17 protein-coding genes are annotated in these 19,789 nt (G+C 42.3%); 4 read left to right on the top strand and 13 right to left on the bottom strand.

Features of this window, described 5'->3' with window-relative positions; genetic code table 11:
- Nucleotides 1-74 precede the first annotated feature (74 nt).
- Complete coding sequence (locus ACI2JM_RS03275; RefSeq protein WP_404642073.1) at nucleotides 75-1,382, bottom strand: ATP phosphoribosyltransferase regulatory subunit; 1,308 nt, start codon at nucleotides 1,380-1,382, stop codon at nucleotides 75-77.
- Between the two features lie 479 nt (nucleotides 1,383-1,861).
- Here ACI2JM_RS03275 and ACI2JM_RS03280 point away from each other — a divergent pair, with 479 nt between their 5' ends.
- From ACI2JM_RS03280 to ACI2JM_RS03295, 4 genes are all read left to right on the top strand, one after another.
- Nucleotides 1,862-2,251 carry a DUF2237 family protein gene (locus ACI2JM_RS03280; RefSeq protein WP_045451983.1) on the top strand — a complete coding sequence of 130 codons (390 nt, stop codon included), beginning with the start codon at nucleotides 1,862-1,864 and terminating at the stop codon, nucleotides 2,249-2,251.
- 74 nt (nucleotides 2,252-2,325) lie between these two features.
- Nucleotides 2,326-3,540: a magnesium/cobalt transporter CorA gene (corA, locus tag ACI2JM_RS03285; protein ID WP_404642075.1), complete on the top strand. Its 1,215-nt coding sequence runs from the start codon at nucleotides 2,326-2,328 to the stop codon at nucleotides 3,538-3,540.
- 291 nt (nucleotides 3,541-3,831) lie between these two features.
- Nucleotides 3,832-5,541 carry a chromosome condensation regulator RCC1 gene (locus tag ACI2JM_RS03290; protein WP_404642077.1) on the top strand — a complete coding sequence of 570 codons (1,710 nt, stop codon included), beginning with the start codon at nucleotides 3,832-3,834 and terminating at the stop codon, nucleotides 5,539-5,541.
- A gap of 234 nt (nucleotides 5,542-5,775) precedes the next feature.
- Nucleotides 5,776-7,242, top strand: a complete 1,467-nt coding sequence (locus tag ACI2JM_RS03295) for a di-heme oxidoredictase family protein (RefSeq protein WP_404642079.1) — start codon at nucleotides 5,776-5,778, stop codon at nucleotides 7,240-7,242.
- Between the two features lie 83 nt (nucleotides 7,243-7,325).
- Here ACI2JM_RS03295 and ACI2JM_RS03300 read toward each other — a convergent pair whose 3' ends face one another.
- From ACI2JM_RS03300 to ACI2JM_RS03355, 12 genes are all read right to left on the bottom strand, one after another.
- Complete coding sequence (locus ACI2JM_RS03300) at nucleotides 7,326-7,844, bottom strand: phosphate-starvation-inducible protein PsiE (protein WP_045451736.1); 519 nt, start codon at nucleotides 7,842-7,844, stop codon at nucleotides 7,326-7,328.
- A gap of 99 nt (nucleotides 7,845-7,943) precedes the next feature.
- On the bottom strand, nucleotides 7,944-8,831 hold the full coding sequence (gene folD, locus ACI2JM_RS03305; RefSeq protein WP_404642081.1) for a bifunctional methylenetetrahydrofolate dehydrogenase/methenyltetrahydrofolate cyclohydrolase FolD: 888 nt from the start codon (nucleotides 8,829-8,831) through the stop codon (nucleotides 7,944-7,946).
- Nucleotides 8,832-9,141: 310 nt separating this feature from the next.
- Nucleotides 9,142-10,341, bottom strand: a complete 1,200-nt coding sequence (locus ACI2JM_RS03310) for a DegT/DnrJ/EryC1/StrS family aminotransferase (protein WP_404642083.1) — start codon at nucleotides 10,339-10,341, stop codon at nucleotides 9,142-9,144.
- 10 nt (nucleotides 10,342-10,351) lie between these two features.
- A complete protein-coding gene (locus ACI2JM_RS03315; RefSeq protein ID WP_404642085.1) occupies nucleotides 10,352-10,963 on the bottom strand; it encodes a sugar transferase in 612 nt (203 codons plus the stop codon).
- Nucleotides 10,960-12,129 (bottom strand): glycosyltransferase, encoded by a 1,170-nt coding sequence (locus ACI2JM_RS03320; RefSeq protein WP_404642087.1) that lies wholly within the window; start codon nucleotides 12,127-12,129, stop codon nucleotides 10,960-10,962. Before ACI2JM_RS03320 ends, ACI2JM_RS03315 begins: the two co-directional genes overlap by 4 nt.
- A gap of 57 nt (nucleotides 12,130-12,186) precedes the next feature.
- Nucleotides 12,187-13,050 carry a glycosyltransferase family 2 protein gene (locus tag ACI2JM_RS03325; protein ID WP_404642089.1) on the bottom strand — a complete coding sequence of 288 codons (864 nt, stop codon included), beginning with the start codon at nucleotides 13,048-13,050 and terminating at the stop codon, nucleotides 12,187-12,189.
- The gene (locus ACI2JM_RS03330; RefSeq protein WP_404642091.1) at nucleotides 13,050-14,090 is read right to left on the bottom strand and encodes an EpsG family protein; all 1,041 of its coding nucleotides are present in this window, start codon (nucleotides 14,088-14,090) and stop codon (nucleotides 13,050-13,052) included. Before ACI2JM_RS03330 ends, ACI2JM_RS03325 begins: the two co-directional genes overlap by 1 nt.
- A 186-nt stretch (nucleotides 14,091-14,276) precedes the next feature.
- The gene (locus tag ACI2JM_RS03335; RefSeq protein WP_404642093.1) at nucleotides 14,277-15,371 is read right to left on the bottom strand and encodes a glycosyltransferase; all 1,095 of its coding nucleotides are present in this window, start codon (nucleotides 15,369-15,371) and stop codon (nucleotides 14,277-14,279) included.
- Between the two features lie 46 nt (nucleotides 15,372-15,417).
- Complete coding sequence (locus ACI2JM_RS03340; protein WP_404642095.1) at nucleotides 15,418-16,431, bottom strand: glycosyltransferase family 2 protein; 1,014 nt, start codon at nucleotides 16,429-16,431, stop codon at nucleotides 15,418-15,420.
- Nucleotides 16,428-17,510 carry a polysaccharide pyruvyl transferase family protein gene (locus ACI2JM_RS03345; protein ID WP_404642097.1) on the bottom strand — a complete coding sequence of 361 codons (1,083 nt, stop codon included), beginning with the start codon at nucleotides 17,508-17,510 and terminating at the stop codon, nucleotides 16,428-16,430. Before ACI2JM_RS03345 ends, ACI2JM_RS03340 begins: the two co-directional genes overlap by 4 nt.
- Before the next feature lie 13 nt (nucleotides 17,511-17,523).
- Nucleotides 17,524-18,714, bottom strand: a complete 1,191-nt coding sequence (locus ACI2JM_RS03350; protein ID WP_404642099.1) for a hypothetical protein — start codon at nucleotides 18,712-18,714, stop codon at nucleotides 17,524-17,526.
- Nucleotides 18,707-19,783, bottom strand: coding sequence for a glycosyltransferase family 2 protein (locus ACI2JM_RS03355; RefSeq protein WP_404642101.1), 1,077 nt, complete (start codon nucleotides 19,781-19,783; stop codon nucleotides 18,707-18,709). The genes ACI2JM_RS03350 and ACI2JM_RS03355 overlap by 8 nt, the downstream gene beginning before the upstream one ends.
- Between the last annotated feature and the right edge of the window lie 6 nt (nucleotides 19,784-19,789).

The following is a 19,789-nucleotide window of genomic DNA, read 5'->3' on the forward strand; positions in this document are numbered from 1 at the left end:
TAACTTTCGTTATCTTGATTTTAAAAACGTTAAAAAATGGTAATAATACTAATCTTAATATTAAAAACTAATGCTTAAATACTCTGTAACTGCCAATGATTATCTATAAAGCTCAAAAGATGCGTCATATCAGAGGGACGATCTTCTGCATTCAATGGCATGGTGACGCGATAGCCTTGCTCACGTAAACTCTCAACCTGCTGTAGCAGTATCTGTCTCTGTTCTTGGTTCGCACTGCTCAATGCTTCATAGTCGACCAATACGATGATTGGTGCCTCAAGCTGCGTGTGTGCAAGCAAACGACTGACATCCATACTAAAGCCCGTGGCTTCACGTGGCTGATTGATCGCTAACTGGTTGCCGCTTTGCATACCATCGAAACGACCGCCACGTACCAGAGGTTGCGTCTCACTATTGATATAGCCGTTGAACACAATACCCGTGTGGTAATGATAGCCTGATAGTTCCGTCACATCGATACTCACAGGGCATTGCCACTGGTCTTGTAAATGTGTTTTTAAGCGTTGTAATTCATTGATAGCAGTTGCGACTTGCGTGTCCTGCTGTGCAGTCTCTGACAATCTCGCCAATAGATTGGTAATATCATGACCAAAACGTGCCAATGCATAAAAATCATCACCCATTGACAATAACTGGCAGACACGCTTTAGCTCTGGTAGATTTTTATTGGCATATAAATGCATGAGTTGCTCAGTGTTATTATCAGACAACGCTGCCAACTCAGCCAAGCGTTTGAATATCGCCACATGACCCAAGTCTATATGTAGTGCAGCACTCATATTTAGCTTATTTATCATGCCAAACAACACATCTATCAGCTCAATATCTGCGGCAAGTGAAGCACAGCCAAATATTTCAGCACCGAGCTGCAAAGGCGTACGTGAGCCAAACAGCCCTGATGGCAAGGTATGAATCACATCACCTGCATAGCAATAACGCGCAATACCTGTACCGCCCCAATGCGCATCAATACGCAAAATCTGCGGGGTAATATCCGCACGCAGACCCATCAAGCGACCCGTTAGCTGATCGATAATCTTGAAAGTTTGACGCTTTAAATCTTCTGAGGCGCCACTCAACAATGACTCAGTAAATTCAATCATCGGTGGATTGACCAACTGATAACCATGACCAATAAGCTGCTGAGTCAGCTGATACCTAAGCACTTCTTGCTTACGCGCATCTTCGAACAGCACATCCACCACCCCATCAGGCAACAACCAGCTATTAGCAACGTCGCTGGCAAGGTTGTTTAAATATGGCATGCTAGTAGAGGTAGCAGTGTTTTCAGCAGGCTGAGCCGCCGCTTCATTAGTCGTATTTAACTGGGCAAGTTTTGCAGAATCAGAACTGACAGACACAATAAATCCTTGTTTGGCGTATCGCTTACCAAAAACGCGGTACTGATGCGGTACTTAAAGGTTATATTTACAATTGCATTGACGCCATGCATTTTTATTTTTAACGCGCAACATCATTGACCCAATTATTTATAAACAAACTAGGTAGTCGCAAAAGGGTGAGTAATAAGTATAATTTAGAATGATAAGACGAGTATCTTTATGCGCTAATAAACGGCGTTAAATAATCAAGGCACTTTATGCTTTATTTTAGCATAGCAGCCAAGGTTCGCCTAGTGACAATTAGCCACAATTACTATCTAATTACGTCTTATCAGCACTTAATCTATGAAGGTTATCTGTAGACTATATAAGTAATCGTTGACTCAAAAATGATTCCCATCATTTTATATCATAAAGAAAATAATGAGCAAAGTGAGAACAACGCCTTCGATACCGACTCATGGTACACTAAGCCATATTTTTATCTCGGAAGCCTTATGTCATCTGATTACCACCCAAACCCTGCCAACAATCAAGCCAATGTCTTAGGTACGGCACTTGCCAGCTGCTGCTTTGACCCTATTACCGGTTATTACCGCAACGGCTTTTGTCATACTGGCAACCATGACGTTGGTCAACACACCGTATGCGCCAAGATGACCAGCGAGTTTTTGAACTTTTCTGCCAGTCGCGGCAATGATTTGATTACGCCGCTACCTGAGTATGGATTTTCTGGTCTTAAGCCTGGTGATTATTGGTGCATTTGCGCGTTACGCTGGGTTGAAGCTTTGGACTTTGATATTGCCCCGCAAATCAAACTAGAAGCTTGCCATGAAAGCTTATTGAGCTTGGTCGATATTGATACTTTGAAAAGTTACGCCCTTTAATAACGATCATTATTAACAACAATCATTATAAGTTCTGAATGTGACACGTTTTTTACTTTATAAAGGGAGGGTGTATGGAAAATAATAACGACCAGTTGATAAAAAAAACCGCGCGTATTGCACCTAACTCTAATATCAATCGTATTTACGCCGATATGAATGATGAACATCTCTATCTAGACAATGATGACAGCTATATCTATGGCGATGCTGATACCACCACTGAGGACACCATCGAGACCATGACGGTCTACGATCCTGACTCTGAACGCTATGAGGATATTGACTCTTCCAGTGCCGATGAAGTCGTCAATTGCTACGCTTACTCACGTAAGACGGGTGAAAATCTCTATAAAGTGGCGCTAAACGATGTTAGTCGTGCATTAAATAATAATGGTCAGTTTATTTGGCTTGGTCTCTATGATCCAAGCCTAGAAACCATGGTCAAAGTCAAAGAAGCCTTTGGGCTACATGAGTTGGCAATCGAAGATGCTTTCGCCGATCACCAGCGTGCCAAAGTCGAGAACTACGACAATGACATGGTGTTTGTGGTATTGCGTACCGCTAAGCTTGAGGACAATGTCATTCGCTATGGCACCACCGCGATATTTATGGGCAAAAACTACCTGATTACCATCCGTAATGGTCCATCAAACTCCTACGCACCTGTCCGTGAGCATTGTCATCGTCGCCCTGAAAAGCTGCGTATGGGACCGATATTTGTACTGCATGCTATTCTCGATTTTATCGTGGATAATTATATGCCGATTACCGATCGTTTAGGTCGCTATTTGCGTGAGCAAGAACGTTACGTGTTTACCTATGAGTTTGATAAAGGTACATTAAAAAACCTTTATGAGCTCAAATCGCAACTCGTACATATGCGGGCGATTATTTTACCAGTACAGGATATCTGTAGTTTTTTTATCAATCATAAAAAAAGCGAGATGGTCTCTGGGTTTTCTCAGGCCGCTAAGCCCTACTTCCGCGACGTCAATGACCATTTGCTACACTCATTAGACGCCATTAATGGTCTGAATGAGATGCTGAGTGTGGTCATGAATACCTATATGGCCATGGTTAATATGGGACAGAACGAGGTGGTGCGTAAGCTTGCTGCTTGGGCAGGTATTTTAGCTGTACCGACGGCCATTGCAGGTATCTATGGGATGAACTTTGATTTTATGCCCGAGCTGCATTGGCAATATTCCTACTTTGTCATCATGCTCATCATTGGGTCATTATGTGGCTATTTATATTACAATTTTAAAAGGCTTAAATGGTTATAACCAAAATTTATAGTTGATGTTTCATTGATAGTCAGCGTTCAGCTTTTAAAAACAGCATCCTTCATGGTGCTGTTTTTCCACTTTATTATTGATAATAATTCTTATTTGTAATACTATTCACATTTATTATTGCTAAACTCTTGCCGCCATTTCTATTATTCCAACGCCACCATGTACGATTGACTCAGTCAATAGCACAAACCCTACAACCGTCGGATTTGTATGGGACGGTTTTGTTATTTTACGGCTGGCGTACTGACATATTGTCAATTTGCATCTATCGAGGTTTTTATGCGTTTATCCCGTCTTACTCAAGCTGTCGCGGTCGTTACCGCAGCCTTGATTCTTACTGCTTGTGGCAATGATTCCGATACAGCCACTGCTATCATCGATGGGACACCGCCACTACTAACCACTGATAGCAACTTTACTGATGGCTATAGCGCGGTTGCCGCGGTATTTGTCTCAGGACAAGTACAAGATAGCAGCGGCGTCAAATCATTGACTTATATGCATAATAACGAATCAGCCCAAGCACTAACGCTAGATGCTGATGGTTATTTTGATGATCGTATTTTATTAACGCTAGGTAGCAATACCATTGTCTTAGAAGCCACAGACAATGCCGGTAATATCATGCGCTCAACCAAAACCCTCTACGTAGGCGATACCATAGCGGCAGGTGGTTCGCATACCGCTGCCCTGCGTGATGGTCAGCTATATGGTTGGGGTCGCAACAACTATGGCCAGACAGGACTCGGCCTGACCACAAAAATCAGCGATATTATGGGACATCCAGACACGCCGATGCTGATGAACAGCGCACCAAAAGATTTGTTATCTATTGGCTTTAATCAAAATCATTCACTCGCTATTGCTCAAAATGGTCAAGTTTATAGTTGGGGCGAAGACAAATACGGGCAGCTGGGTCGCGGTGATGGGGGTCGTAATGACTGTAGCAAGACTGCAGACTGTCGTTTGGATATCAGCGCGATCGAAGGTATCGAAAATGCCGTCATGGTCGCACCCGGCTATAGCCATAACTTGGTATTGACCGAAGAGGGTACGGTTTGGGGCTTTGGTGCCAATGGACACGGTCAACTTGGTAATAATACCAGCACCGATAGCAGCACCCCTGTCAAAGTTGACTTTTCAGCAGCCACAGAGGCAGGACATATCGTGCAGGTAGTTGTCAGTGGCAATAGCTCTTATGCCTTAGATGACAAAGGTCAGGTTTGGGGTTGGGGCAGCGATGCTTACGCCAATCTTGGCAAAGGCAAAGTCTGTAACACTACAACCAACTGTATCAACGTCAATGCAACCCCTGTACGTATTCATGTCATTAATGAAACGATTAATAACGCCATCAATGCTAAGACAGATGACGCCACTCAAAAAGCTGACGACCAACCCGCTATAGATGCAGAAAAAGTGACCCAATTGACGGCTGGCAAAGACCATATCTTAGCATTGACCAATAAAGACGCAGTGTATGGCTGGGGGTTAAATGCCACTAGTCAATTGGGCTACAATGGTGAGACATTTAATGGCAGCGAAAAGGCATGGGCAGATGTCATTACCTCACCGACCAAACTGCCTTGGTTTACAGATAAAGAAGTTCGCCGCGTCTATGCCAATGGCAATGCCAGCTATGCGTTACTGGACAATGTCGCCACTAATAATGGCTTATCAACAACGGATGGTATTCTCTATGCATGGGGCATGTTTGGGGAGACAAATGGCGCAGGCAAGACCATTTACAACGACCTAGATGAACCAACCAATAAGCTGCCGAATCTAAAGAATATCGATAATATGGCCATGGGTGCCATGCATCTGATTGCTCATGAAAAATCGTTTGATCAAGATAATAATACGCTGAAAGCTGGTCATTTATTTACGTGGGGCTGGAGCTTTGAAGGCTCACTCGGCAACAAAGACACCACTCATATTTGGATGTATAACAACCCTATCCCAGTTGCTTTACCTAGTCAGCTATAAGTGTTTTAAGCATGACGAAGCGAACAGTGCATAGTTGGTTGAATTTCCTATTATAAAATTCTCAAACAAGCAGCCTCGTTTGTGCTGCTTGTTTGAGTCAATACGCCTAACTATTGCGCGGTACCTTATCGCATAATCCTCAGGATATCCTCAATTAAATCGACAGCCCTCTAAATAAGCTGACGATGAAGATACATCCTAGCCCATTATATTTTAGCCATTTCAGGTCAGCCCATGTTTTTACGATCAAACTCGTCAACCATATCAAATTCTTCATTGTATACATCACCTCCTATCATACGTAACACACTACTCAGTGTAAGTATCGCGCTGCTGCTCACTGCTTGTGGTGGCTCAGATGATTCAAATAATTCCAGTAATGATGGCAATACTAATGCACCCAACCCACCCACTATTCCTGACACTCCAGAAATCGATACCAACTGGCAGCCAGCAGGTGGCAGTGCTACGATTGCCGCCAGTGGATCACAGCCTTTTTTGCAAATCATGCCCAATCTACCGAGCAGCGCTTTAGGCGGGGTATCACCTGGACGTGAGTTATTTATCACCGAGTGGACACCAGCAAATGAGGGTCGCGTACTGTTCGATGGTGTGGGGCCACTGTTAAATGCCAATGCCTGTACCCAATGCCATAGCGCTGAAGGTCGCAAACCTATTTATGCAGCCAATGGTCAGCTGAGTGATGCAATTTTATTCCGGTTGGGTAATAAGCAAGGCCTGCCACATGCTTATTACGGTGAACAAATGCAGCATCAAAGTATTGCCACAAGTATCAATCCCGAAGGGAGCATACGCTACGCAGCAATGCCCAGTCAAAATGATAAACCTGCTGGCATACAGTTTAGCTTTACTCCAACTGACCCTAATCAACCCTTAGGAAATACAGCGATTAGCGGACGTATCTCACCGCAATTGGTCGGCATGGGCTTGCTCGACCTGATTCCTGAAGCGAATATCATTGCGGCAGCTGATCCTGATGATAACAATCAAGACGGTATCAGTGGCCGCGTACATTGGGTACAAGATGGCAAACAGCAGCGCATTGGCCGCTTTGGATGGAAGGCGATTAACTCAAGCCTGCGTACACAAAACGCCAATGCCATGTCGCAAGATATGGGTTTGACCACTTCGGTATTTATGGATCCTAACTGTACGGTAAATCAGCCTATTTGTTGGACAGCAGCGAATGGCGGCTCTCCAGAAGTCTCAGACAGCAGTCTAGACGCTGTGACCGATTTTATGACCGCCCTTGCCGTACCTGAAAGGCGAATAGACGATTTATCAGATTTTAATAAAGGAGCGCAACTGTTTGCACAAGTCGGCTGTGCTGGCTGTCATACACCCAAGCAAAAAACAGGCAATAGTGAGCGCTTCCCGCTCCTATCACAGCAAAACATTTATCCTTATACTGATTTATTACTGCATGACATGGGTGCTGGACTAGATGACAGCGTGAAGGAGAAAAATGCAGAAAGCCTTGAGTGGCGTACACCGCCATTGTGGGGAATTGGCATTGTGGCACGTGATCCAGAAGCGCGGTTTTTGCATGATGGTCGTGCCAGCAGCTTGACTGAAGCGATACTCTGGCATGGTGGTGAAGCAGAAAGTACAAAGACGCGCTTTACACAGTTATCCGCCACGCAAAAACAAACATTAATGACCTTCTTAAAGGGCATTTAACGCTCAAACAATAAAATGTGAGATTTAAGAAAGCAAAAAAAGGGCTACCAGTGGTAACCCTTTTTTATGCTGCTATTTAATAGTTATTCACGGCGATGCTTGGTATGACTATCAGGCGCTTGAGCATTATCAGGTAACAGCGCTTTAATCGTTAAGTTTGCATGCTGTTTATCTAGATTGTCCTCTGGACGGCCAAACGTTTTTGCTGTCCAAGTTAATACAACGATAGAACCGCTCAATAGCATAATGGCCACAGAAATTGTCGCCAGCAGCCATAAATGAAAATAGTCTGAGACCGCCTGTACATCGACCACCAAATGTCGTGATAAAGCAGTAATCGCGATAAATATCAAAAACTGTACCGGCAGACGGTGGGTTTTAAAATAAATCCCTATCATCGCCAGCAGCTCAAGGTAAATAAACAACATCAATATGTCTTTTAAATCCGCTGAGCCTTTTTGAACAATACCAACGAACTCTTTGCCAGCGGTCCAAACGACAACCACACTGATTAGAAATAAAATAACGTAATGACAGACATCGACAAACTCTCTACCGATACCTTGTAGTCGCTCATGAACACCTACGTTTTTTTTAGCCATGTTTAGGTCCTATCAACTGAGATGTGGTTGATTTAGCCTGAGTACATATTACCTCAGGTCCCTTATTTATCGGCAATCAGTATTCGTATGACTCTCTTGCTAGACGATATTCAAACCGGCAGATTTTTCAGCAGCATCAACCGTTTGGCGAATGAGGGTATTAATGGTCATTGGACCCACGCCGCCCGGTACAGGCGTATAAGCACTGGCGATGTTTTCAACACCTTGCAACTCGATATCACCGACGCCGCCATTATCCGTTGGATGAAAGCCTGCATCGATAACCACAGCGCCCGCTTTGATCCAATTAGCTTTGATCAGTTCAGGCACGCCCACTGCCCCAACCACGATATCCGCACGCTTAATATGCGACTCTAAATCCTGCGTTCTTGAATGGCAAATCGTCACCGTGCAGTTGGCATTCAATAGCATCATCGCCATTGGTTTACCCAAGATGGCACTGCGACCTACAACTACGGCTTCCTTACCAGCAAGCTCGATATTATAATGCTCTAATAAGTGCATGATGCCTTGTGGGGTACATGAACCATAAGCAGATTGCTGCATCGCCATACGACCAAAGCCAAGGCAGGTCACACCATCAACGTCTTTTGCCAAGTCAATCTGCTCAAAGCAAGCACGCTCATCAATATGCGCAGGCACTGGATGCTGCAGCAAAATACCATGGACGTCTGGATTGCTATTGAGTTCATCTATTTTTGCCATCAGCTCTTCAGTGGTCGTCGCACTTGGCATCTCAACGCGTATAGAATCCATGCCGACACGTTTACAAGCATTACCTTTCATACGTACATAAGTCGCAGAAGCGGGATCGTCGCCGACCAATATCGTCGCTAAGCTTGGGGTACGTCCTGTTTTAGCTTTAATAGCGTCTACACGGGTACTCAGTTGCTGTTCTATTTGTTTAGCAAGTGCTTTACCGTCCAAAACGGTAGCAGATCCTTGGGCAGTTGACGTAATAGACATAAGAACTCCAATAGAGGGTGCGATAAAAAAAGAAAGACAGCGCCCGCAACTACTTGCATGCCTGTCTTATGCTTGATCAATGTATGATTAAGACTGATATTGTACCTGTCTGGGCTAAAAAATCCTAGCGTGAGATAAGACTTGGATACTTATAAGTTTCTATCACTCGCCAATCTAGCAATATCATGTCATTACCGATGCAACCTTGACAACCTTTACCGTTTTATAAGAAAGTCTACTCACAAATAAAAGCCAATAGCCGCAACACCTTATAAATAATCAACACGCCTTAATAAGCGATATTCTCACATTACTGAATCATTGAAGCAAATACGCGATCGATTGCATCTACCGTTTGCGCGATTTCGGCAGTGGTTAAGGTAGGATGAACCAAAAACATTAAGCTGGTCTCTCCCAACTGTTTTGCTATTGGCAGTCTGTTTTCTGGACGCAAGCCTGTATCATCGAATGCTTTTTCTAAATATACCTCTGAGGCAGACCCTGAATAGCAAGGCACGCCCAGCGTATTTATTTCTTCAATGATGCGATCACGCGTCCATCCGTCAGCTAGGTTATTTGGTTGCACATAAACATACAATTTATAATAGGCATGATTAGAGTTTGGAAAATGAGAAGCTTGCTCTAATGTCGGCACCGATAGATAGCCTTTTTCTTCCCATTTAGCACATGCCTCTAATATTGCTTGAGCATTAGCACGGCGCTTCGCTATCCAATCACTCATATGTGCCAATTGAATACGCCCAATCACGCCTTGAATCTCGGTCATGCGCCAGTTGGTGCCAAAGCTCTCATGTAGCCAATTATAGCCGGGCTGCTGCTCGGTCTCATAGACCGCCGCATAGCTTTTGCCATGATCTTTATACGCCCACATTTTTCGCCATAGCTGCTCGTCATCGGTGGTGACCATGCCGCCCTCGCCGCCTGTGGTCATAATCTTATCTTGGCAAAAACTCCACGCGCCAATATGACCGATACTACCAACACCACGACCTTTGTAGCGTGCACCATGCGCTTGTGCACAGTCTTCAATGACATATAAATGATGCTGATCTGCCAGTGCCATGATGCCATCCATATCACAGGGCCAACCTGCCAAATGCACACAGACGATGCCTTTGGTTTTGTCCGTCAATACCGCCGCTATCGACTCTGGAGTGATATTCCCTGTCGCCTCGTCAACATCCGCAAAAATGGGCGTCGCGCCTGCATTAATCACTGAGGAAATACTGGCAATAAAAGTGCGCGGCGTCACGATAACTTCATCATCCACACCTATACCGAGTGCCTGCAATGCCGCGTCCAATGCCAAAGTTCCGTTACCCAATGCAATCGCATATTTGCTACCCGCCCAATCAGCGAACTCCTCTTCAAACTGACGGCATTCTTGCCCTGTCCAATAATTGACCTTGTTGGATAACAATACTTGACTGACCGCATCCGCTTCTTGCTGAGTAAAACTAGGCCAAGGTGAAAAAGGAGTATTTAGCATGCGTTCCTCATCAAAGCGTGTTTTTATCGACGCTATTACCTGTGAATTTACTCATGGTCGCTTCACCATCAGCACTAATGCCATCTTTGATAATGACTTTTTTTACTGTTTCAATCAAAATCTTAATATCTAACCATAATGACTGATGATTGACATACCATGTGTCGAGCATAAATTTTTCATGCCAACCAATCGCATTGCGACCATTAACTTGTGCATATCCCGTAATACCCGGACGTACACGGTGGCGACGCGCTTGCTCATCATTATATAGCGGCAGATATTCCATTAATAGTGGTCGCGGCCCCACCAAACTCATATCGCCTTTAATCACATTCCATAGTTCAGGCAGCTCATCGAGACTGCTATTACGCAAGGTCTTACCAAATGCCGTCAAACGCTCATCATCCTCTAAAGGATTACCCTCTGTATCGATCGCATCTTTCATTGAGCGAAACTTAATCATCTCAAACGGCTTGCCATTTAGACCAGGGCGAGTTTGTTTAAATATCACTGGTGAGCCTAAGTTTTTTTTGACTTTATAAGCCGTAATAGCATAAACAGGAGATAGTATTACCAAGGCAGCCGTAGCAGCCGTGATGTCAAATAGTCGCTTTATCATTTTGTAGCCCGCCTTTTGTCGTTTACGCGGTCATCCCTATTACGTAAATAAAAACTTAAATAACTTTGCCACAATTGCTTGCGTTCAAAATTTGCAATGGCCCAGTCTCTTGCATCAGGATATCTCTTTTCAAATTCCTTATCAGTAGCAGCAGCACTGATCGCTTCGGCGACAGACGACATATCCTTAAAATTAAATTTTCGACCACTGACCCCTTCTTTGACACTATCCTTTACACCAACGACATCATAAGCAAAAGTTGGAACAGCGCAACTTGCTGCTTCAATAGCGACACTGCCAAACCCTTCACGATAGCTCAAAAATAAATGTAAATCAGCACACTGAAAGACCTCGTGTACATTTGGGTTGGCTGGTATATATACACCTCTATTATCTTTGACAACTTTTTCAACGACTACTGTTCCTACGTCGTCTTCACAGTCTCCTATGAACATAAAGTAGACGTTTTCTGCTCTTAGTTTTTCGGATATATACTCAATATCTTTGAAGCCTTTATCATCACAAACTCGTCCTACCACGCAAATCACAAAGGTATTTTCAGGTATCTTGTACTTCTTTCTTAATACCTCTTTTTCTAGCTGAGCCATAGGTTGCAGCAAATCAGTATCGATGCCGTTAAATGAGCCATTATCAATGACAGTTGCCTTACTTTTTTTGAGGATATTTTCTGCTAAGCATACGCTGAGCAAAGACTCAGAAACAAATAAAACCTCGTGAGATAAGCCAAAGCTTAATATATCCAGACCCTGAAACACCCTCTTTTTTAAACCTGAAAAATTCTCATAGGCTCTACCCACGCTAAAAGCAATTCGTCTCTTTTGCAATGTAACAGCACTTGCTATACTCCCTAACAACAAGGCTTTAGGTGTTAAATAAACCACCACATCAAAACGATTCGATAGCATATAACGGGTTAAAAGCGCGAGTGACTGAGCATCTTTAAACAAAGAAGGCTTACGCTGAAAATTTAAATTAATCACCTTGCCTATTTTGCGCTCACCTAAAATATCTAGCTGCTGTTTATCGCCACCGCAGATTAAGGTGATATCAACATCCGCGTGATCTCTAATGTATTCAAGCTGATCGCGATATAGCACATTAAATGACACCGCATCTGTCATTAGAAAGCATATCTTTAATGTCATTTCAGCACCTCAGTATTTTTTATATATTATTTTATCAGTGACGTTTTATAAAAAATATCATTTAGTACAAATACTATTTACTACTGACTGATGATGATTTCTTAGCGTGTCAGATATTGTTAATTTATTTCTTTTATTGGCTATCTTTTGTAACAATCCTATCGAATCTAAAAAATTGACCGTTGTCAGTTTTGCTGATAATTTCAAAGAACCTAAATAACTGTTTCCCTTATATTCACAGTACGTTTTAAAACTGTCTTTATATGATCTGGTTATTTTAGATAACGATAAATTCCCTTCTTCTCTATAATAGTATAATAAATCAGGCAATACCGCTAAATTTAAATCTTGATTTGAGATAGCTCTACACCACAAATCGTAATCTTCAGACCTTGGATAATTTTCATTATATTTATTTCGTTCGTACCAACTCTTTTTTGCCAAAACAGCAGCATGTACAATAGGATAAGCAGCGGCTATTTCTTTAAATTCTGTATAAATTTGATCGACATGACGGCAACCATAAACCTTATTAAAATTATCAATAGACACGACACCTGTAGAAACCAAATCATAATCTGTATTTCTCTCTAAAAAAATTAATTGAATCGCCAGTCTATCTGGATGAATGAGATCATCGGCATCCATGCGTGCTATATAATCATAATTAGCTTCTTCAATAAGCTGATTTAATCGAGCAGGCAGTTTTTTATTTATGCCATCAGCAATGACCTTTATTCTATGGTCAGACTCTTCAAAACGCTTGGCGATGGCCAATGACGCATCAGTAGAACCATCATCAATTAATATAAGCTCCCATAACTCATGCGTTTGAGCCAATATGGATTTGATAGCATCTTCCAAGTACGCTTCAGCATTATAAATGGGAATACCAATAGATATATATGTCTGATTTTTCATTAGAAAACCTCAAATATCGGATTGATAATATACGGACTCAAGTTACTAAATCTCGATGTCGTCAAGACAAAATACATGAGAAAAATAATGATACTCGCTATATATAAATAAATATTATTAATCCTTTTTAAAATCATAGGCAGTATCAAAACCAATGTCCATGTAAAATACGCAAGCAGCCTTTGAGGACCTGAAGGACTGGTGCCCAACATCGCTAACGGTATGATAAAAACCACGCCTGATGCATAAAATGTTATTAATTTTTGAAAATCCTTATCTTTAATTTTATACAGATAACTGACCAAGATGATTAAAATCATGATAGCTGTATAAAAACCAAGCGTTAAAAATCCGCCTGCTTCATCGGATGCTTTCGCATAGCCCTCATATCTATCATTAGTAGAAGAAATATAAGCGACCAACACCCCACTTACTAATAGCGACCCTAAGAACGTTGCCAAAATCTTATACAAGGGCTTTATTCTTAAATTGACGATAAAATAAAATAGAATCATAAATAATGCGGTTACATGGAACAATGAAGCAATTGCACAAATCAGCAGGTATGGAATAAATCGTTTTTCTAACAGATAAGGAATGGCCAAGGTAAAGATTGCCATTGCCAATCCTTGACGCAGTCCATTAAAAGAAAAAGTATAAACGCCTAACGTAATAAATAAAAATACGGAAAACCAATAATTTACGCTGTATTTTTTAATCACTCTAAGATAGCAATAGACAATAATTAAACTGGTAATAACAAGCAGCCAAAAATAATGAGTGGTCATACGTAATAACGCATACTCTAATAACTGATAACCGAACTCAATGTCTTCGTTGAACCTAAAGTACTCGGCATTCAATTGACTATTGAAATTTCTCGTATAGTTTCCTGTATCCGTACCGACTCGGTAGCTACGAAGGCCTGCAAACAATGTCAATATAATTAGCGGCAGCCAAAAAGACGTACGATTGAGAGATTTTTTCTCCAGTACGATCCAAAAAACAACAAGGCTAAGAACCAGCAGGTATGGAAGCATTTAACCCTCTATAAAAGTAAATGTCGTCAATCTTATATAAATCGGATATAGTGGCAGGTTTACACCGTCTAGTATCTTTTGTACCGTCCAGTACCTATATAACTATAGCCTTCCTATCCACCTCGCTTTTTTCTCATTCCGTCCAAACTACCTTGAAACGACTATAGATAAGAAGCAACCACTTTGTCACATATTCAAGTACTTTTGCATTAGTATTTGCGCATTGGTAGCAGCACTAAATCCATATAAATTCAGCGCTGCGGTTATGTCTTTTTCATTGGGCTTTGGCTGTTTAGGCGCTAATAAGTAATCAACCCAATCCTTGGCTGAGTGAATCGGTAAAAACTGTACTAATCCAAGTCCTAAATCTACTTCAGGCGATACTTGGTCAGAAACCAACGCCTTTAACCCAACTGTTTGGCTCTCGACCAAGACGACAGGGAAACCCTCGTGCAACGAAGGCATGATCATATAGTCGGCGCTGGCCATTAATTCTGTGATATCCGTACGCATCCCCAAAAACTTGACTGTATCTAGGAGTGACTTATCTGCTACTTGTTGCCTGAGCCTTGCCTCCAATGAACCTTGTCCGACAATATACAAGGTAAAGGCGATCTGACATTGTTTTAACTGCTCAGCGATCTCTAAAGAAAACTGATGGTTTTTAACCTCATTTAGACGACCAACTTGGATGATTTTTAGCCCCTCATCGCCAAATTCTTGCTCGATATACTGTCTTGATTGGTTAGCGACTGTCATCATCTGCTGTATGTCAACAGCATTGGGCAGTAGCCACACATCTTTTATGCTGCCAAATAGGTAATTTGCCGCTTGTTCACCGCAACTCATTTTATCCGTGGCCAATTTACGATTGGTAATGAACGCCCACTGTTCATATATTTTTTTAACAATATTGGTTTTACCATTACTGGTACTATGAGAATGTGAAATGCGATACGGCACGCCAGCACCTTTAGCAGCCAACAGATGAAAAGCATTGTTTAATAGCATATGAGCATGAACGATTTGATAGTCAGGGTGTTGTTTAAGGAAGTTTTTAAGCTTCCACATACGCGCTAATGAATGATCCGCTAAAATCGGTATAATCCTACCGCCCAGCGCTATTATTTCAGCATCATAGTCACCGACCTCGTCGGTAAAAGTGATAAAATCAAACTGAATCTGGCTATGATCTATATGACGATATAGATTCATAAGCATGGTCTCTGCCCCAGCCCGATCCATTTTTCCCACGATGTGTAGCACTCTCTGAATAGTCATCTCTTTACCTATTAAGAAGCCATAAAACCAAACGTATTTTTCAAAACTATTCTGAATCTGTTTTCTCTTGACCTTTAACCCTTGCTCTTTTGTCTAGCGCTTGACGAAGCACCTGTAACATCAGCAAGGCAAATTGCGTCGGCATACGTACTATATTACTAATCATCATATTTCTTACGGTCAAATCGCTCTTATAACCCTTTAGTCGTAACGTTTTATCTGCTTTTTTAGCTTGTGCCAATGCAGCTGCTAAATAGTCATTATCTATACGAGTAAGGATACTCCAATGACTTTGTTTAATTTTATTGGCGAGTGTTTTTTTAACCTCATCCGCTTGATAGTCCTCTACTAAATTGATGACTTCTGCGTGGATAACGAAAAGGTCTAATAGTTTTTTATCTGTTGACCCTGTGATCGACGTGCCACGCTGTCTGTATAGATAAAAATCAATGGGCAGGTGATACTTAATATTAGTAGCTAAGCCAATATGCCAATGAAAAGGCCAGTCTTCGTAGTACAGACCCACTGGGAACTGTAACGAGGCAGACCACACTACGCTAGATTTAATAAATTTGAGCCATGCAAAATGCGGTAAGCTAAAATATGAGCCGTCTATTTTGGTTGCCTCAAATGCTAAATTGCTAGCGGGATACGGCAGATCTGTCTCTGCGATGCCCTCTTTGAACGGTGTAAAGCCATACGTCACGACCTCTGCATTCGTGGTGAGCGTACAATCCACACACGCTGCCACCAAACGAGTGTCTATAATGTCATCAGAATCAACGAACATCATGTATTTGCCTATCGCAGACTTGATACCAGTATTACGAGCCGCAGAAAGACCACTGTTTTTATGATGCTGAATGACTTTGATGCGTTCATCTATGAGATGTGACGCGAGTGCTTGTTTTGAATCATCAGTGGAGCAATCTTCTACAACGATAATTTCAATATTCTGATAAGTCTGCTGCTTGATGGATGCCAAGCAAGCATCGATATATGACGCAACGTTATACACTGGTACGATGATACTCACTAATGGCGTTTCGATAGTCGTCATATCGCTACCAGCGCTTTTTTTAGGTCATCATACTCAGATATATCAACTGGCGACTCATCCATCGTACCGTGAGGCAGGGACAGAAGGCTATCGATGAATGTTGCAATATCAGCAATCTCTTCTAATTCTAAAAACACCAGCCTTGGATGACCGCCTAACCAGTCCAACTGCGTCTGTCTTATCTTATGATTGGAGTTCGGGAGTACCAAGCACGGCGTACCCGATAGCAAACATAAAATCATGCCGTGCAGCCGGTCAGTCACGACCAATTTTGCAGCACGAAACTGACTAAGCTTGTCAGTCAGTAATTTTGTGCGATGTGCCTCATCGAGTTGCGAACCACCAGCATGTGTATCGGTCTTTTCAATCTGATAGCCAGTATCTGCTAAGGCTTTGTCTATCATGGCATATTGCTCAGCTGATAATGCGGCTTCTTTGTCATCTCGTAAGCAGCGCAAAATACCTGAAGGCGCTAAGCAATCTGTCGTACCCAGCACTGTTGCATTAGCGCTCATCACAATATCTGGTACGAGACCAATATGCACATTACTGTACTCAGCAAAAAGCTCGATGAGTTTTGCCGCTGTTATCGACTCTCTGGCAAAAACATGTATATCTGGATGCTTGGCGTAGACGTTTACAATACGCTGCAAGGCACGTTTAGATTGAATAGAATCATTCCAATCTAGTGTCTGAGGAAAACAAACGATACGATTGGCAGGAAATGACTTGATGACTAATTGGCGCAGCTCCTCAATATCAGGATACGTGCCACCCATATTACCGCCGCCAATGATAGTGACGATATCCGTCTCTTTTATTTGCTGTTTAATTGAATTGAGTACAAATCTGGTTTGACTGATAGCCACACTAATAACGTCATAATCCGTCAGCACACGTTGCAAATACTGCTTTTGCGCGTGAGAAATAGCAATATCACCAATATTGCCATAGTCAGCGGCAAGAAAAATAAAGCACCGTTTACCAGTTGGTAACGGTAAACCTCTCGCCCCCATATAAGCGGCTAAGTGTTTTTTTAGTTTGAGTGGTATGAGCTTTTTTATAGCAGCAATATTCATTTTTAATGCTCCCTTATTCGTTTCTCATTAACAGCTTCTTCACCCACATACGACGCCTTGAGCCAACAGGAAACAATCTATTCAAGTTAGGGGGCGGTTTACGTTTGAGTGCTTTTTCAATGTATGGCAGCCATTCAAGACCTCTACCCGTTTTAATCATCTCATGACGAATTAACTTCCAATCTATGCTGACAGCCCTGCCCTTTAGAGCCATTGGTTTAAAAAGTGATGAGTCCATGGGCTCGCTAAAACATTGAGGGTTATCTATACCTGCAACCAAAAAATTGAGACGCGTCCTAACACATTTCTCACAGCGACCACAGTTGCTATCATGCTTATCTCCAACCCAACAGACACGTAAATTCTCTATACCCAATGGCCATTCTGCAAGCGCTTGAAGCTTCTCTGACCGACTAAAACCTGCACCATCATGAATGAGTCTAAAGTCGCCAGAACTTAGCAGCGGGTCAGTGATTGGGTGTGAGCCCCAAGGACTAATTAATACATCATAAGAATCACCACTACCAATGAGTCCAATGCCTGCATATCGTTTTAAGCCACATAAGACCGAAGCGATAGCAGCAGCATGATAGTCTTCCCAGTTGATATCCCAAAGTCCCCGAATATTTGTTTTCACAATGACCAAATCGATATTGATATCTGCAAGTACTTTTGTCGCTGTTTTTGCCGCACCAGCAAATCCTTCCGTATCATCTAACGGTATGTCAAAGCCATGCACGAAAACCCCTGCTTTAATATTTCGTGTGGCGTATCCTGCTCTGCCTGTCGCATGACGATAAGCGGTAAACTGAGCATCAACGCCACCAGAAAATGCAGCGATAGCACCATCTACTTGTACGTCGCTCTCTCTAATACGATCAACTTGTATATCAATCAAAAAATAACGCTCTGGTAACCACTTATTCCAAACATACTGTAGCTCTGTCAGGTTGGCTAATAGCTCATGCGACACGCTACCATGCACATGAATGGCTGCACGCATCTGCATCGCGGGCAACAATGTGGCCAGTAAATAAGCATCACAATCATCGTCTTCTGGCATTGGCAAGTTCGCTGGATATACAAACCACAATGCCTTCTCAGTCATTTGCCCGTTAGCTGTTGTCTGTTGCAGCAAACAACAGCGCTTTTGACCCTTCTCGTCACTGCGTAAAGGCTGAGGCAACAAATCAATATTAAGCATATTTTTTCACCTTTGCTTTAGACCAAGACAGTTGAAGAAAAACCAGCGTCATAACATACCAACGCCGTGAAAAACATAAAATCAATACACGAATGCCGCGTGCTGGATGTCGTTGATAATAATGCGGCAAACAGTTCTGATAAACAAAAGACTGGCGTATTTTAACTAGCTCTGCACGACGCTTTTTCATATCGATATGCGCCAAATTATTAAGTAAATATGGCAGCATATGCTCGACATAACTACGAGCAAAGTCCGATAATAGCACTTGCTTCTCAGTAGCACTGATCGACCAATCATGTATCTTGACTCTGGCTGTATAGTCCGCTTCAATGGACTCCAAAAGCCCTGATTTATATTGTGAGCTTGTTATAGAGGTCGCATTTTCATAGTAGTTGTATGGGCAGTCTGGCAGCACCGATAAACGATTCGCTTTGCTTAGACATGCGATATTAAAAATACCATCCTCACCAAATTTGACGTCGCTATCAAAGCGCAGATCTGCGATTAAATTTTTACTATACACCTTGGTGCAGGCGTACCAATATATATGTCTATTCTCTGTCACTCTCAGTTGTAGCATTTCGATATCTTGCCGTGAGTATTCTGCCGCACTATTAGGACGCTCAATAACAGAACCATCCAGCATCATGCGTTTATGACCAAATGCCAACATCTCGACATCTCGATCTACAGCTTGTTCAAAAACAAAATCAAAATACCAATCATCAATGGTATCATCCGCGTCTATAAAAACGATGTAATTGCCGGTTGCGATATCGAGCCCAGTGTTACGAGCCTCTGCCACGCCTGCATTTTTTTGAGATTTCACCGTAATCCATGACCTAGCACTCGCCCAGCTATGCAATAGGCTAGCAGTATGATCTTTAGAGCCATCGTCAATGACTATCAGCTCAATGTCGTAACTCTTTTTCGCAACGTCAATACTGTTGATGCAACGATCAATAGTAGCAGCGGCATTAAATGCAGCGATAATGACTGAAATCATAGTGAGCCTCTCAAGTTGAGACTTCTCATACATATCCTTTGTGACATTCAAAGCAGTCAAAAAACG

It is taken from the genome of Psychrobacter sp. NPDC064578 (assembly GCF_044901245.1).
In the GTDB taxonomy this organism is placed as follows: domain Bacteria; phylum Pseudomonadota; class Gammaproteobacteria; order Pseudomonadales; family Moraxellaceae; genus Psychrobacter; species Psychrobacter cibarius_C.

Bases quoted from the DNA above. Each gene is read 5' to 3' on its own strand.
- ACI2JM_RS03350 (WP_404642099.1), bottom strand. From the start codon at position 18,714: ATGCTTAATATTGATTTGTTGCCTCAGCCTTTACGCAGTGACGAGAAG.
- ACI2JM_RS03325 (WP_404642089.1), bottom strand. From the start codon at position 13,050: ATGAAAAATCAGACATATATATCTATTGGTATTCCCATTTATAATGCT.
- ACI2JM_RS03335 (WP_404642093.1), bottom strand. From the start codon at position 15,371: ATGACTATTCAGAGAGTGCTACACATCGTGGGAAAAATGGATCGGGCT.
- ACI2JM_RS03300 (WP_045451736.1), bottom strand. From the start codon at position 7,844: ATGGCTAAAAAAAACGTAGGTGTTCATGAGCGACTACAAGGTATCGGT.
- ACI2JM_RS03315 (WP_404642085.1), bottom strand. From the start codon at position 10,963: ATGATAAAGCGACTATTTGACATCACGGCTGCTACGGCTGCCTTGGTA.
- ACI2JM_RS03310 (WP_404642083.1), bottom strand. From the start codon at position 10,341: ATGCTAAATACTCCTTTTTCACCTTGGCCTAGTTTTACTCAGCAAGAA.
- ACI2JM_RS03330 (WP_404642091.1), bottom strand. From the start codon at position 14,090: ATGCTTCCATACCTGCTGGTTCTTAGCCTTGTTGTTTTTTGGATCGTA.
- ACI2JM_RS03345 (WP_404642097.1), bottom strand. From the start codon at position 17,510: ATGAATATTGCTGCTATAAAAAAGCTCATACCACTCAAACTAAAAAAA.
- folD (WP_404642081.1), bottom strand. From the start codon at position 8,831: ATGTCTATTACGTCAACTGCCCAAGGATCTGCTACCGTTTTGGACGGT.
- ACI2JM_RS03280 (WP_045451983.1), top strand. From the start codon at position 1,862: ATGTCATCTGATTACCACCCAAACCCTGCCAACAATCAAGCCAATGTC.
- ACI2JM_RS03320 (WP_404642087.1), bottom strand. From the start codon at position 12,129: ATGACATTAAAGATATGCTTTCTAATGACAGATGCGGTGTCATTTAAT.
- corA (WP_404642075.1), top strand. From the start codon at position 2,326: ATGGAAAATAATAACGACCAGTTGATAAAAAAAACCGCGCGTATTGCA.
- ACI2JM_RS03340 (WP_404642095.1), bottom strand. From the start codon at position 16,431: ATGACGACTATCGAAACGCCATTAGTGAGTATCATCGTACCAGTGTAT.
- ACI2JM_RS03295 (WP_404642079.1), top strand. From the start codon at position 5,776: ATGTTTTTACGATCAAACTCGTCAACCATATCAAATTCTTCATTGTAT.
- ACI2JM_RS03290 (WP_404642077.1), top strand. From the start codon at position 3,832: ATGCGTTTATCCCGTCTTACTCAAGCTGTCGCGGTCGTTACCGCAGCC.